Annotated in this window: 13 protein-coding genes; 2 read left to right on the forward strand and 11 right to left on the reverse strand. The window is 59.4% G+C overall.

Going from position 1 to position 13,047, the window contains the following annotated elements:
- Positions 1 to 60: 60 nt before the first annotated feature.
- From BLT77_RS16195 to BLT77_RS16245, 11 genes are all read right to left on the reverse strand, one after another.
- Positions 61 to 264, reverse strand: coding sequence for a Flp family type IVb pilin (locus tag BLT77_RS16195; protein WP_090367332.1), 204 nt, complete (start codon positions 262 to 264; stop codon positions 61 to 63).
- Positions 265 to 488: 224 nt separating this feature from the next.
- Positions 489 to 1,844 (reverse strand): L,D-transpeptidase family protein, encoded by a 1,356-nt coding sequence (locus BLT77_RS16200; protein WP_090367334.1) that lies wholly within the window; start codon positions 1,842 to 1,844, stop codon positions 489 to 491.
- Positions 1,841 to 2,632: a helix-turn-helix domain-containing protein gene (locus BLT77_RS16205; protein ID WP_090367336.1), complete on the reverse strand. Its 792-nt coding sequence runs from the start codon at positions 2,630 to 2,632 to the stop codon at positions 1,841 to 1,843. Before BLT77_RS16205 ends, BLT77_RS16200 begins: the two co-directional genes overlap by 4 nt.
- 181 nt (positions 2,633 to 2,813) lie before the next feature.
- Positions 2,814 to 3,365: a septation protein A gene (locus tag BLT77_RS16210; RefSeq protein WP_090367338.1), complete on the reverse strand. Its 552-nt coding sequence runs from the start codon at positions 3,363 to 3,365 to the stop codon at positions 2,814 to 2,816.
- Between the two features lie 105 nt (positions 3,366 to 3,470).
- Complete coding sequence (gene trpA / locus BLT77_RS16215) at positions 3,471 to 4,274, reverse strand: tryptophan synthase subunit alpha (protein WP_090367340.1); 804 nt, start codon at positions 4,272 to 4,274, stop codon at positions 3,471 to 3,473.
- A complete protein-coding gene (gene trpB, locus BLT77_RS16220) occupies positions 4,271 to 5,458 on the reverse strand; it encodes a tryptophan synthase subunit beta (protein WP_090367342.1) in 1,188 nt (395 codons plus the stop codon). The genes trpA and trpB overlap by 4 nt, the downstream gene beginning before the upstream one ends.
- Before the next feature lie 20 nt (positions 5,459 to 5,478).
- Positions 5,479 to 6,831 (reverse strand): bifunctional indole-3-glycerol-phosphate synthase TrpC/phosphoribosylanthranilate isomerase TrpF, encoded by a 1,353-nt coding sequence (gene trpCF / locus BLT77_RS16225; protein ID WP_090367344.1) that lies wholly within the window; start codon positions 6,829 to 6,831, stop codon positions 5,479 to 5,481.
- 3 nt (positions 6,832 to 6,834) lie between these two features.
- A complete protein-coding gene (trpD, locus tag BLT77_RS16230) occupies positions 6,835 to 7,857 on the reverse strand; it encodes an anthranilate phosphoribosyltransferase (RefSeq protein ID WP_090367347.1) in 1,023 nt (340 codons plus the stop codon).
- Positions 7,851 to 8,447 carry an aminodeoxychorismate/anthranilate synthase component II gene (locus tag BLT77_RS16235; protein ID WP_090367349.1) on the reverse strand — a complete coding sequence of 199 codons (597 nt, stop codon included), beginning with the start codon at positions 8,445 to 8,447 and terminating at the stop codon, positions 7,851 to 7,853. The genes trpD and BLT77_RS16235 overlap by 7 nt, the downstream gene beginning before the upstream one ends.
- A complete protein-coding gene (locus tag BLT77_RS16240) occupies positions 8,444 to 9,997 on the reverse strand; it encodes an anthranilate synthase component 1 (RefSeq protein WP_090367351.1) in 1,554 nt (517 codons plus the stop codon). Before BLT77_RS16240 ends, BLT77_RS16235 begins: the two co-directional genes overlap by 4 nt.
- 2 nt (positions 9,998 to 9,999) lie before the next feature.
- Positions 10,000 to 11,013: a bifunctional 3-deoxy-7-phosphoheptulonate synthase/chorismate mutase gene (locus BLT77_RS16245; RefSeq protein ID WP_090367353.1), complete on the reverse strand. Its 1,014-nt coding sequence runs from the start codon at positions 11,011 to 11,013 to the stop codon at positions 10,000 to 10,002.
- Between the two features lie 522 nt (positions 11,014 to 11,535).
- Here BLT77_RS16245 and rnm point away from each other — a divergent pair.
- A complete protein-coding gene (gene rnm / locus BLT77_RS16250) occupies positions 11,536 to 12,369 on the forward strand; it encodes an RNase RNM (RefSeq protein WP_090367355.1) in 834 nt (277 codons plus the stop codon).
- Entirely contained in the window at positions 12,366 to 12,986 is a 621-nt protein-coding gene (locus BLT77_RS16255) for an L-threonylcarbamoyladenylate synthase (RefSeq protein WP_090367357.1), read from the forward strand. The genes rnm and BLT77_RS16255 overlap by 4 nt, the downstream gene beginning before the upstream one ends.
- The last annotated feature ends 61 nt before the right edge of the window (positions 12,987 to 13,047 follow it).

A 13,047-nucleotide genomic window follows, 5' to 3' on the forward strand; every position in this document is an offset into this window, starting at 1 on the left:
TCTCGCTGCCAGCAAAACAAGGGCACGGTATAATTACCGTGCCCTTTGAAGCCTAGCATACTATGGAGCCGGAGCGGTACCTGTACAATCTCCATCGGAGTTGACGGCGCTGCAAAGGTCAACAATTTCTTGTGTGGCCTCTGTTCCCAGTTCACCAAACGCGATAACCATGCCACCTACGACAAGGCTACCGGCAATGGCATACTCTACCGCGGATAATCCGCTTTCATCTTTCCAGAAATCAACGAGTGCATTTTTCAGCATAACTATATCTCCGCGCAGTTAGATTAATGCCTAGTAGTTGTTGCACTAGGAAATGTCTGAGCATAGGGTACGTTTAGATGCTCGACACGAATTAAACTTAGTCCATATAATTGGGTCTGACTAACACCAGATTGCTATTCCTGTCATTTAAATTGAAGTGGAAGTGCTATATTTTGCTGCGCTCGGCCTGTTTATTTTCCTATCGTGCTGAATTTTAGCCATTTTTATATAATGTTGTAGATGTCTGTTGCAATGGACAGGCTCCCGTCAGGATTGGGCCAGGCGGGCATATAGACAATGTAGACTTCTGTTTTATTTCTAATTCGTCGGGTCAGTGGGTCACCGGATTGCAGGGCGGCTTGCACAGCATTGCGGGTTGCCCGGGGTGCCTGCTCAGACAGGTAGGTCAATAAATGGTCGATGTTGCCGACCCGAATGCAGCCGTGACTGAGTGCCCGGTTGGCTCGCCGGAACAGCTTCCGGTTGGGGGTGTCGTGCAGGTAGATGGCGTTGCTGTTGACCAGGTTCAGGCGCGCCTTTCCCAATGCATTGTTGTTGCCGGGACGCTGGGTCAACCGGTGACTCTTTAACACCTGCTTCAGTGAAGAAACCTCGGACCAGGGCAGTTTTTGGGGGGCGTTTCGAGAACCGGACAGCAACTCGAATCCCTGGCGCTTCAGACTTTTGGGATCCCGCTGATAGGCGGGAAGCAGTTCGTTCTTAATGATGCTGTAGGGCGGTGTCCAACTGGGGTTGATGGTGATGGAGTTGAACTTGCTGTTGAATCTTGGGGTGGGGGTTTTGGGGCTGCCAACAATGACCGGTAGGGTGAGTTTCACACGATTGTCCTGCAGAACCAGTAGATTAAAGTGCGGCAGGTTAACGATGATGCTGTCCCCTTGCAGGCTGGGTGGCAGTTGCAGCCACTGGCGCAAGCTGTATTGAATGGCATCGATCCGGTGTTGTCCGCTGGCTACAACGGAACCGAGGGTCGCCGGAGTCAGGGTGCCGGTGACCTTAAGGCCGTTGATGTTTTGATAGCGTTTGAGTGCATCAATCAGGGGGGGATCCCATACCGCTCTGTTGCGCAGGTGTTCTGGCAGCACCTCACCCAACCTGGCCGCGAGCAGTCGACGCAGCAAAACCACCTCTGGATGACTCTGCCCCAGGGACAGGTCGCGGATAAGGGTTGCATCCGGCCGAGGCAGGTTTTGAAGTTTCTGCTCTGATTGAAGAGCCCGTTGCAGCAGCTTAAATGCCTGGTACTGTGGTTGGCTTTGCCGGATCCAGCTTGCCAACTGGTCGCTGCTCTGCAGCGCATCAAATGAGCTGAGTTCGCGGCTGACTGAGCGTTGCTGCAACTGGCCTTTGAGGCTGATGAAGGCCTTTGAGGCCGCCTTGAGCTGGGCGTCACCGTATTCGGGTTGTTCAGGCAGCAGTGACAGATCTTGAAGCAGGGCAATCCAGGTTTGTGGCCACTCCAGCATGGTGCTGTCTGTCGTTGTTGATGCGGGGGTGGCGTCGACACCGGGCAACCACAGGCATCCGATCAGCATTAGCCTTGGCAGTAATCCCCTCATGACATGCTCTCGAATGCGATACCGTGTCGGTGGCTATGGGGATGGCGACAATCGAGATAGCGGCGGTAGGAGTTGCTGTAGTGGCCGGACTTGCCGCCTTGTTTATATTCCGATGGTGTCAGACCAAAGTGCGCTTTAAAGGCTCGGCAGAAATGAGAGGGGGTGGAGAAGCTCAATCGATAGGCGATGGCTGCGACGGTCAGCCCCTCTTCCCGGAGCAGTTCCGGCGCTGCCTCCAGACGTCGGCAGATCAGATAGTGACTGAACTTAATCCCCAACTCTTCGCGAAACAGGTGGCTGAGTCGACTGTGGCTGATGCCGGCATTTATTGCCAGCTGTTGCAGTGTCAGCGGCTGATCAAAGGTTTTTTCGATGCGATCCAGCACCAGGCGCAGCTTGTCATGGGTGTGCCGTTGCATGATGGTCGGGCAATGGTAGTGCTTGTTTAACTGCAGTTTGACCTCGGTGGCTTCCAGGGCCGACAGCGGGTAGGAGTAGGCCTGGGTGATGCTGTGGGTTAATGCCCAGCGCAGTGCAGGAATCGACAGTCTCGGCATCAGCAGTAACAACGGGCGGTTGGGGTACTTGAGGCGCAGTTGTTCTATGGCGAGCATCTCCTGATGGTCTTGTTGATGCATGATCACAATGCAGGGGTCATCGTTTCCGGGTAACCCGGAAACAGGGTAGACAGTCAGGCTGAGGGCGTCACTGAGCTGTGCCACCAGTTTCGCGGGACACGGTTGATCGAAATGGCATAGGGAAACCCCGGGAGAAGCGACGGTCATCATCGAGTCCTTTCCTCAAATTTCATCTTTTGCCTGCTCTGAAGGCGGCCGGCTTCTGTATTAACAGCTAGTACAAAGTGCCGCAGTTGGCAAAGGGAGTGGTTGAAAATTAAGCACTCTCGAGCGTGGTTCAGAGGTGGGGAGGAGTGTTAGAAAGCCCGCGTGGTGCGGGCTTGATGGGGTATTACTTCTGTTTGTCCTGCGGCTTGAAATCTTTGGGCAGGTGCCGGTACAGGTAGACGATGGTGCCGACCGTGAAGGCCAGGGTCATGCCCATCAGGCCAAAGACTTTAAAGTTGACCCAGACCTCTTGTGACAGGTTAAAGGCGATGTACATGTTCAAAATGCCACTGGCGATAAAAAACGCCACCCAGGCGAAGCTGGTGTTGCGCCAGACCTGATCCGGCAGTGGCATCTCTTTGCCCAGCATCGCTTTGAGCAGGGAACGTCCCATCAGTTCGCTGATCAGCAGGGCGCCGGCAAACAGGAACTGCACCACGGTGACTTTCCACTTAATGAAGGTGTCATCCCGAAGCACCATGGTCAGGGTGCCAAACACCGCTACCAGCGCAAAGGTGATCAGGTGCTGCTTTTCCACTTTCTTATACAGCAGATACAGCAGGGCGATTTGAACCGCAGAGGCGGCTACCAGGGCGCCACTGGCCAGATAGATGTCATAGAATTTATAGACACCAAAGAAGACCAGCAGTGGCAGAAAGTCGAGTATTTGTTTCATTGATTCTGTTTTCAGCGAGCAGGGTGCCACATTCTAACCAATCCCGGCTGGGCAGGAAAGGTGAACGCCCTATGGCATTCACCTCTGGTCCAGAAAAGTTGAAAATCAGCGGGTTGCGTCCTTCATGGCCCGGGTAAACCGGGTCAGGGCCTGGGTCAGTGCGTTGGGATCCTGCTGATGCTTGGCGATCAGTTTAACCGTAGCGCTGCCGGAGATGGCGCCGGCGGCGCCGGCGGCGATGGCGTCCTTAACCTGTTGGGGCTCGGAGATGCCAAAGCCGAGAATGGCTGGAGGCGCCTGAAATCGCTTCAAGGTGTCCAGCAGTGGCCCCACCGGTTTACCGGCCTTGGATTCGGTGCCGGTTACCCCCGCCCGTGACAGCAGGTAGGTGTAGCCTTCGCCCTGTTCGGCCACGGCTTTGAGGGTGGCTTCATCGCCGTTTGGCGGAGCGACGAAGATCGGGGCGATGCCATGGCGGCGGGCGGCGTCGGCAAACTCTGCGCTCTCTTCCACCGGCACATCGGCCACCAGCACGGAATCGACCCCGGCGTCCCGGCAGCGCTGGTAAAAGGCATCCAGTCCCGGAGAGAACACCAGGTTGGCGTACACCAGCAGGCCGATGGGCAGTTGCGGGTAGCGGCGGCGAACCTCGGTCAACATCTCGAAGCACAGGGCCGGGGTGGTGCCGGCATTGAGTGCCCGCACCGTGGCGTCCTGAATGGTGGGGCCGTCGGCCAAGGGATCGGAGAAGGGGATTCCCAGTTCCAGGGCATCGGCGCCACCGGCCACCAGGGCATCGATAATGGCCAGGGTCATTCCGGGCTCAGGATCCCCAAGGGTCACGAAGGGAACAAAGGCGCCCTCGCCCTTGTGGGCCAGGGTCTCAAAAAGGGTGTGGTAACGGCTCACAACTTGCCCTCCTGCTGCAGAATTTCGTGTACGGTGAAGATGTCTTTGTCGCCTCGCCCGGACAGGTTTACGACCATCAGGGTGTCGTCGGTGGCCTCGAGGGCCAGCTTGTGGGCCATGGCCAGGGCGTGGGCCGATTCCAGTGCCGGAATGATCCCCTCGCTGCTGGCCAGTTTCTGAAACGCCTCCAGCGCTTCATCATCGGTGATCGACAGGTAGCTGGCTCGGCCGGTGGCGGCCAAGTGGGCGTGCTGTGGTCCCACCGAGGGGAAGTCCAGTCCGGCAGACACCGAGTAGGACTCCTCGATCTGGCCATGCTCGTTTTGCATCATTGGTGCTTTCATGCCGAAAAAGATGCCGGTGGTGCCATGGGCTAGCGGGGCGCCATGTTCGCCACTTTCGATGCCTTTGCCTGCTGGTTCGACGCCAATCAGCGCTACTTCTTTGTCGTCAATAAAGTCGGCAAACATGCCGATGGCGTTGGAGCCGCCGCCGACGCAGGCGATGACGGTGTCTGGCAACCGGCCCTCTCTCTCCATCAGCTGCTGTTTGGTTTCCTCGCCAATCATCTTCTGGAACTCGCGGACGATGGTGGGGAAGGGGTGGGGACCGGCGGCGGTACCCAGCAGGTAGTGGGCATGGTCGTAGTTGGCGGACCAGTCCCGCATCGCTTCGTTACAGGCGTCTTTGAGCGTCGCCGAGCCGGCATGCACCGGGATGACCTCGGCGCCCATCAGCCGCATGCGGAATACGTTGGGGCTTTGACGCTCCACGTCTTTGGCGCCCATGTACACCCGGCATTTCAGTCCCAGCAGGGCACAGGCCAGGGCGGTGGCGACCCCATGCTGACCGGCGCCGGTTTCGGCGATGATCTCGGTTTTGCCCATCCGCTTTGCCAGCAGCGCCTGACCCAGCACCTGGTTGGTTTTGTGGGCGCCACCGTGGAGCAGATCCTCCCGCTTCAGGTAGATCTTCACCTTTGGGTTGGGGCTGAAGTTGCGGGTCAGGGTCAGCGCTGTCGGCCGCCCGGCGTAGTTTTTCAGCAGATCCATAAACTCACGTTGAAAGTCGGGATCCTGCTGGGCGTCGACGAACGCCTGTTCCAGCTGCTTAAGGGCTGGCATCAGAATCTGCGGCACGTACATGCCGCCGTATTCGCCAAAGTAGGGGTTGAGAATGGTCATGATTTCCTTAAGCCTCTTCGTTAGTACTGTCGCAGGCGGGCAAATGCCAGCGACACTTTGTCCGGGTGTTTGATGCCGGGAGCCGATTCCAGTCCGGAGTTCAGATCCAGACCGAGAAATCCGGCCGATACGGCCTGTTGTACGTTATCCGGGGTCAGGCCTCCGGCCAGCATGGCGTTGCGGCGTTCGCTGCCGACCTGCTGCCAGTCGAAGGTTTCACCGGTGCCGCCAAAACGGCCGTTGCTGGCAGAGTCAAACAGCAGCCGGTCGGCATTGTCGACCCGGTTGCTGCCATCGGGCTTAACCGCCTTCCAGATTTCGGTGTCAGGCAGCAGCTGTCGCAGTGCCGTCAGATAGTGGTCATCTTCACTGCCGTGCAGCTGCACTGCACTCAGTTTCAGGGAGTGTGCCAGCCGGGCGACCTCGTCGACCTGCTGATTCACGAACACGCCGACGAACTTGAGGTTGGCGCTGTCACAGATCGCTCTGGCCTGAGCTTCGCTGACGCAGCGGGGGGACTTGGCGGCGAAAATCAGGCCGCCATGGACGGCGCCGGCGGTCGCCGCGTGACGGGCGTCTTCGGGCCGGGTCAGGCCACAGACTTTATTATTGCCGAAGATCAGGGTGCGACAGGCCAGATCGATGTCGGCCTGGGCGGTGAGGCTACTGCCCACCAGGAAGCCGTCGGCATGGGGGGCCAGCCGGCGTACTTGCTGGTGGGTTTCGATGCCGGACTCGCTGATCACCACCCGGTCGACGGGGATCTGAGCCGCCAGTCGCTCGGTGGTGGCCAGATCGATGGACAGATCCCGCAGGTCGCGATTGTTGATGCCGATGATGCGGGCATCGAGGGCCAGGGCTCGCTCCAACTCCTGTTGGTTGCTGACTTCGGTCAGAATATCCAGACCCAGTGCATCGGCTTCGTCGGCCAGGGCGCGGTAGGCCTTGTCGTCCAGCACTGACAGCATCAACAGGGCCGCATCGGCGCCCATGTGGCGTGCCAGTCGCAGTTGACGGGCGTCGATGATGAAGTCTTTGCACAGCAGCGGCAGGTCGACCGCCTGCCGAATCGCCTGCAGGTAGTCGAAATCGCCCTGAAAGAACTGTTCGTCGGTCAACACCGAGATCGCTGCCGCATAGGGCTGATACAGGGTGGCGATGGCAACCGGATCGAACTCTTTCCGAATCAGCCCTTTGGAGGGGCTGGCCTTTTTGCACTCGAGAATGAAGCCGGCATTGCCGCCCTTGAGCGCCTTAAACAGGGAGCGCTCACTCTTGGGGGCCCGGAGAGTGAGTAACTCGCCGTAGCGCTGGGACAGCGCCTCAATGTGGGCGGCTTTGGTGGCGACAATGGTGTCGAGAATGGTACTCATCGGTTACAGCTCCGGTTCCTGATTGCTCATCTCGGCGAAGTCCTGCATCAGCCGCAGGGGTTTGCCGCTGTTCATGGTGGTAAATGCCAGTTCGGTGCCGCTGGCCAGGTTGTCGACCTTGCCGGCCAGGTACAGGCCGGCACCGGCGTTGACCGCCACCGCGCTGCGCTGGGCATCGGTGCCGCCGCCGCTGAGTATCGCCTGGCTGATGGCGTGATTTTCGGCCGGGTTGCCTCCCTTGATGGCATCGATGTGATGATGGCTGACGCCCAGATCCGCCGGAGTGTATTGGCGCTGAATCAGCTGGCCCTGATTGAGTTCTACCGCATGGGTCTCGCCATGGATGGCGATTTCATCCAGGCCCAGGCCGTGCACGACCAGCGCCCGTTTGACGCCGAGGGCGGCGATGGCTTCGGCGATGGGCTGCACCAGTTCCGGGCTGTAGACCCCCAGCAGCATCTGGTTGGGGCGTGCCGGATTGATGAGCGGCCCCAGTATATTAAACAGGGTGCGGGTCCTCAGCGCCTGGCGCACCGGCATGGCGTGGCGGATGCCGCCGTGATAATGCGGCGCGAACAGGAAGGTGACCCCCAGTTGCTCCAGGCAGCGGGCTGACTGCTGCGGGCTCATGGTCAGGTTGACGCCGAACTGGGTCAACAGATCGGAAGCGCCGGACTGGCTGGAGACGCTGCGGTTGCCGTGTTTGGCAATGCGGGCTCCGGCGGCGGCGGCGACAAAAATTGAGGTGGTGGAGATGTTAATGGTGTTGGCCCCATCCCCGCCGGTGCCGACGATGTCCAGCAGATCTCCCTGAGGGCGGGGAAACGGGGTGGCGGCGGCGCGCAGGGCACTGGCGGCACCGGTGATCTCGTCGACGGTTTCGCCGCGCATCTTCATGGCAGTGAGAATCCCCGCCAGTTCGATCTGGCCCACTTCTCCGGCCATGATTTGGGCGAATAGCTGCTGGCTCTGGGTATGGGAGAGCGCTTGGCCATCCATTACGGTGGCCATCAATTCGGTTAGCATAACGGGCTCTCCTCGGTGAGTAAGTTCAGGGTTCGGGTTAACAGCTCGCTGCCATCCTGAGTAAGGATGGACTCGGGGTGGAACTGAAAGCCAACGGCGCGGTGCTGGTTGTGGACCACGGCCATGGCCATGTCACCGACCTGGGCCGGCACCGTCAGGCACTCGGGTACTTGATGGGCCACCAGGCTGTGGTAGCGGGCCACCGGCAGCGGGTTGTGCATGCCGGCAAACAGCGGGCCATTGTCGTGACTCATGGGGCTGGCTTTGCCGTGCATTACCTCGCCGGCAAAGCCGACCTTGCCGCCATAGTGTTCAATCAGGGCCTGGTGGCCGAGACAGATTCCGAGAATAGGCAGCTTGCCCGCCACTAAAGACAGCAGGGTCATCATGCAGCCGGCCTCGGCCGGGGCGCCGGGGCCGGGGCTCAAGACCAGCACCGCATTGTGGTGCTGTTTGAGCAGGGTGTCGGCCAGAATGTGGGCATCGATGTCGTTGCGGTATACGGTCACCGGGTGGCCCAGGGTGCGAAACTGATCCACCAGATTCCAGGTAAAGGAATCGAAGTTATCCAGCAGGATGATGGGGGTCATAGGGTACCTCCGATGGCGCGAATTACCGCCATGGCCTTGTTGCAGGTTTCGTCCGCCTCCGACTGCGGGTCGGAGTCGAACACCACGCCGGCACCAGCCTGGACATGGGCGGTGCCGTCGTTGACCAGGGCCGAGCGGATCACGATGCAGGTGTCCATGTCGCCACGGCCATTGAGGTAGCCGACCGCACCGCCGTAACTGCCGCGACGCTCCCCTTCGGCCTGGCGCAGCAGTTGGGCGGCCCGCACCTTGGGGGCGCCGGTGAGGGTGCCCATGTTCATGCAGGCCTGGTAGGCGTGCAGGGCATCCAGATCGGTGCGCAGCTGGCCGGTGACTCGCGACACCAGGTGCATCACATGGCTGTAGCGGTCGACCTTCAGCAGTTCGGGGATCTGGCGGCTGCCGGGCTGGCTGATGCGGGCGATGTCATTGCGGGCCAGATCCACCAGCATCATGTGCTCGGCGGTTTCTTTTTGATCCTGGCGCAGCCCCAGTTCGATGCGGGCGTCGAGATCATGGTCCAGTTCACCACCGGGCTTGCGGCCCCGCTTTCGAGTGCCGGCGATGGGGTAGATCTCCACCTGGTTGCTGTCGGCACTGTATTTCAGTGCGCTTTCCGGCGAGGCGCCGAACAGGGTGAAGTTGGCGTCCTGTAGCACAAACATATAGGGGCTGGGGTTGTCCCGGCGCAGGCGGGCGTAGGCTTCCAGCGGTTTGGGGCAGGGCAGGGAGAAGCGTCGGGCGGGCACCACCTGAAAGATGTCGCCGGCACGAATGTGCTGCTTCAGTTGCACGACCTTGGCACGGAAGTCGGCGTCGTCCTGGTTGACGCTGACCGGGGCGTCTGGTGCCGGGGTCAGTGCATCGTTACCATCAAACTTATCGATCTGATGGGCCAGGTCGGCCAGGCGCTGACTCAGATGATGGTGGTAGCGTTCACTGTATTCACCGCCCTGAAGGGCACCCACCAGCCGCGCCGTACGGCGAATGTGGTCGATAACCAGGGTGGTCTCGGCCAGGTAGAACAGAAAGTCCGGGCAGTTGTTGGGGCTGTCGCTGACCTCGGGCAGAGGTTCGACGCTGGCCACCAGGTCAAAGGCGAAGGCTCCGGCCAGCAACAGCGACTGGGCACAGGCGTCGTCGTCTTTGATGCTCTGCTGAATCAGCCGCAGCACCGACAGCGGCGACGGCGCCTTGAGCCGGCTGTCTTCATCCAGATCCCGGGGGGGCTCTGGTACTGTCAGGCACAGCGTGCCCCGCTGCAGCCGGGGTGAAAACGCCGCCAGACGTTCGCTGAGCAGCGGAATCAGGCTTTCGCCATTGAGGGTCAGTGGCTCACAGCGCACCTGGCGGCCATTGCATTCGATGCGCAGGGCGGCATCGATCATCAGCAGGCTCTGGGTCCCAGCCTTGGTATCGACCTCGGCAGATTCCAGCAGCATGCTGTTGGCCTTGTCACCACACAGGGCCTGAAACAGTGCCGCCGGTTGATGCTGATAGCGACAGGTCAGGGTCAGGGTGTGGCTGTGACCCGGCTGCAGTTCGGTCATGATTACAGTCTCCTTCCGGCGGCTTCGACAAAGGGCTTCAATGAGCTCATTAAATCATCAAATTGCTGCGGGTCTAAGTTTTGGTGTCCATCGGACAGCGCTTCGGCCGGATTGGTGTGGGTTTCGACGATGATGCCGTCGGCGCCTACCGCTGCTGCTGCCCGGGCCAGCGGGATCACCAACTCTCTGACGCCGGTGCCATGGCTGGGATCCACCAGTACCGGCAGGTGGGTTTTCTGCTTCAGGTAGGCCACGGCGTTGAGGTCGAGAGTATTGCGAGTGGCCGTCTCAAAGGTGCGGATGCCGCGCTCACACAGAATCACGTTGGGGTTGCCGGCGTTGACGATGTACTCGGCGGCCAGCAGTAACTCTTCGATGGTAGCGCTCATGCCCCGTTTGAGCAGCACCGGCTTGTCCAGCTTGCCCACCGCCTCCAGCAGGCGGAAGTTCTGCATGTTGCGGGCTCCGATCTGCAGGCAGTCGACGTATTGGGCCATCAGGGGCGCGTCGTTGGCGTCCACCACCTCGGAGATGGTTGGCAGGCCGGTACGCTCGCTGGTGGCTTTAAGAATCTTCAGCCCCTCCTCCCCCAGGCCCTGGAAACTGTAGGGGCTGCTGCGGGGTTTGTAGGCCCCGCCGCGAATGCCGGCAACGGGGTGGGTACACAGGTAATCGGCGATGTCGTCCAGTTGCTGTTGGCTTTCGACCGCACAGGGACCGGCGATGACGGTAAAGGTTTCACCGCCTACGGCATGGGGGCCAATCTTAACCCGGGTATCGATGGGGTAGAGCTCGCGACTGACCAGTTTGTAGGAGGACAGGATCGGCTTAATCTGATCCACCAACGGGTGGCTGTTCAGGTGTAAGGATTGCAGTACACGCTCGTCACCGATGGCGCCGATAACGGTGCGCTCTACGCCGGGCATGTACAGTGGCTTGAGGCCTTTTTGCTCGATTTGCCGAAGCAGCTTTTGCGCTTCTTCTTTGCTGGCATGAGGTTTTAAGATAATGATCATGTTTAGATTCTCGTCAAAAAGGTATAAAAAAACCCGCTTCGGTTAAAAAGCGGGTTTTTGATGTTTGGTTTGTGCTCTTTTTATTCAGGCACAGGCCACCGTACACCCCGCTTGGTTGGGATGCGCCACCACCACTGAGTGGTGTGAGCTGAGGTGAAGGTGGAAGCCTGAGTCATTGCTGTAAATCCGTATCTATAAGTTTACGCTTGGCGTTTACAGCAAAATTACCCTGCCGGGGCTGAGGTGTCAACACCTTTGGCCAAAATGGCTTGTTGCGGGTTGTAACCGAGGTACCACCACGGCAAGTGTCGGGGATATTGGTGAATAATTGCGGGTCAATGCCGGGCTTAGCAGCGCTTGGGGGTGCGAATATTGCAAACTAACGTACAATAGAGGGAACAGAATGCGGGTTAGTTGCCTGGACTGTCCTGTCCCGTTGTTTTTCCCCGGTTTTCGTTTTGCCACATTCCTGGGTGTTTTTGATTGATGAGTGACCGCGAAGGTGCGGTCAAAAGGCGATAGATGAAGTTTGATTTCCATTCCCACACCAAGGCCTCCGATGGTGACCTGACCCCGACCGAGTTGGTGGGGCGGGCGCGTAACCAGGGGCTGGCGGTACTGGCCATTACCGACCACGACACCACCGACGCCCTGGAGGAGGCCCACCGGGCGGCGGATGGAACCGGGTTGACGATCATCGATGGGGTGGAGATCTCGACGCGCTGGCACAGCTTTGACATCCACATTGTCGGCCTGGGCATCAACCCCGGAGAACCGGCCATGGTGGACTTGCTGGCGCAGCAGCGTCAGCGCCGGGAGGCGCGGGCCCTGGAGATCGGTGTCCGGCTGGCGAAGCGGGGCATCGACGGGGTTTACGACGAGGCCAAGCGTAAGGCGGGCAGTGGCGCGGTCGGCCGCGGTCATTTTGCCAAGGTGCTGATGGACCGGGGACTGGTGGTCCAGCAGCAGGCAGCTTTTGATAAGTATTTAGGCAAGGGCAAGGCCGGTTATGTGCCCAACAACTGGTGTGACATCGAGACTGCAGTGGCGGTGATTCACCAGGCGGGGGGGCTGGCGGTGCTTGCCCATCCTTGCCGCTACCGTCTCTCCAACAAATGGCTGCGTAAGCTGTTGGCGTTATTTGCCGAGGTGGGAGGCGATGGCATGGAGGTGGTGCTGTGCCAGCAACCCCCTCAGGAGCGACAATTTTTAGCCCAGCTGTGCCAGGAGCACGGCTTGCTGGCTTCGGTCGGCAGTGATTTTCATCAACCGGGTCGTTGGATTGAACTGGGAAGGCATCTGCATCTGCCGGATATTCCCGGTGTCTGGCAACGGCTTGGCCTGGAGGAAGTATGAGTCAGTTTTTTTATGTACACCCCGAAACCCCACAGACCCGGCTGATTAGCCAGGCGGTGGCGATCATTCGTAACGGTGGCGTGGTGGTCTACCCGACCGATTCCGGTTACGCCATCGGCTGCCTTATCGGTAACAAGAAGGCACTGGAGCAGATCTGCCGCATTCGTCAGATCAACAGCGACCACAACTTTACCCTGGTGTGCCGGGATCTGTCGGAGCTGTCCCTGTACGCCAAAGTGGACAACCAGGCTTACCGGTTGCTGCGCAACAATACGCCCGGTGCTTACACCTTTATCTTCAAAGGCACCAAAGAGGTGCCACGCCGGTTGCTGAACGATAAGCGTAAGACCATCGGTATTCGCATTCCCGATAACGCCATTGCCCTGGCGCTGCTGGAAGCCCTGGGTGAGCCGCTGATGTCCAGTACGCTGATTCTGCCTGGAAAAGAGTTCGCCGAGTCGGATCCGGAGGAGATTCGCGACCGCCTGGAACATCAGGTGGATCTGATCGTTCACGGTGGCTACCTGAGTGAAAGCCCGACCACGGTGGTGGATTGCAGCGATGATGACGTGGTGGTGGTACGTGAAGGTGCGGGGGATTCGGCTCCGTTTTTATAGTATGGTTAGCTTTTTACCCCCAAATACCTATAATAGCGGCGTTTGCTATGAGCATGATCTG

The sequence above is a fragment of the Ferrimonas sediminum genome (assembly GCF_900100175.1).
GTDB lineage: Bacteria > Pseudomonadota > Gammaproteobacteria > Enterobacterales > Shewanellaceae > Ferrimonas > Ferrimonas sediminum.

Coding starts and splice junctions, on each gene's coding strand:
- BLT77_RS16200 (WP_090367334.1), bottom strand. CDS start 1,844: ATGAGGGGATTACTGCCAAGGCTAATGCTGATCGGATGCCTGTGGTTG.
- BLT77_RS16195 (WP_090367332.1), bottom strand. CDS start 264: ATGCTGAAAAATGCACTCGTTGATTTCTGGAAAGATGAAAGCGGATTA.
- BLT77_RS16240 (WP_090367351.1), bottom strand. CDS start 9,997: ATGACCGAACTGCAGCCGGGTCACAGCCACACCCTGACCCTGACCTGT.
- BLT77_RS16235 (WP_090367349.1), bottom strand. CDS start 8,447: ATGACCCCCATCATCCTGCTGGATAACTTCGATTCCTTTACCTGGAAT.
- BLT77_RS16210 (WP_090367338.1), bottom strand. CDS start 3,365: ATGAAACAAATACTCGACTTTCTGCCACTGCTGGTCTTCTTTGGTGTC.
- BLT77_RS16245 (WP_090367353.1), bottom strand. CDS start 11,013: ATGATCATTATCTTAAAACCTCATGCCAGCAAAGAAGAAGCGCAAAAG.
- trpB (WP_090367342.1), bottom strand. CDS start 5,458: ATGACCATTCTCAACCCCTACTTTGGCGAATACGGCGGCATGTACGTG.
- BLT77_RS16205 (WP_090367336.1), bottom strand. CDS start 2,632: ATGATGACCGTCGCTTCTCCCGGGGTTTCCCTATGCCATTTCGATCAA.
- BLT77_RS16255 (WP_090367357.1), top strand. CDS start 12,366: ATGAGTCAGTTTTTTTATGTACACCCCGAAACCCCACAGACCCGGCTG.
- trpD (WP_090367347.1), bottom strand. CDS start 7,857: ATGCTAACCGAATTGATGGCCACCGTAATGGATGGCCAAGCGCTCTCC.
- trpCF (WP_090367344.1), bottom strand. CDS start 6,831: ATGAGTACCATTCTCGACACCATTGTCGCCACCAAAGCCGCCCACATT.
- rnm (WP_090367355.1), top strand. CDS start 11,536: ATGAAGTTTGATTTCCATTCCCACACCAAGGCCTCCGATGGTGACCTG.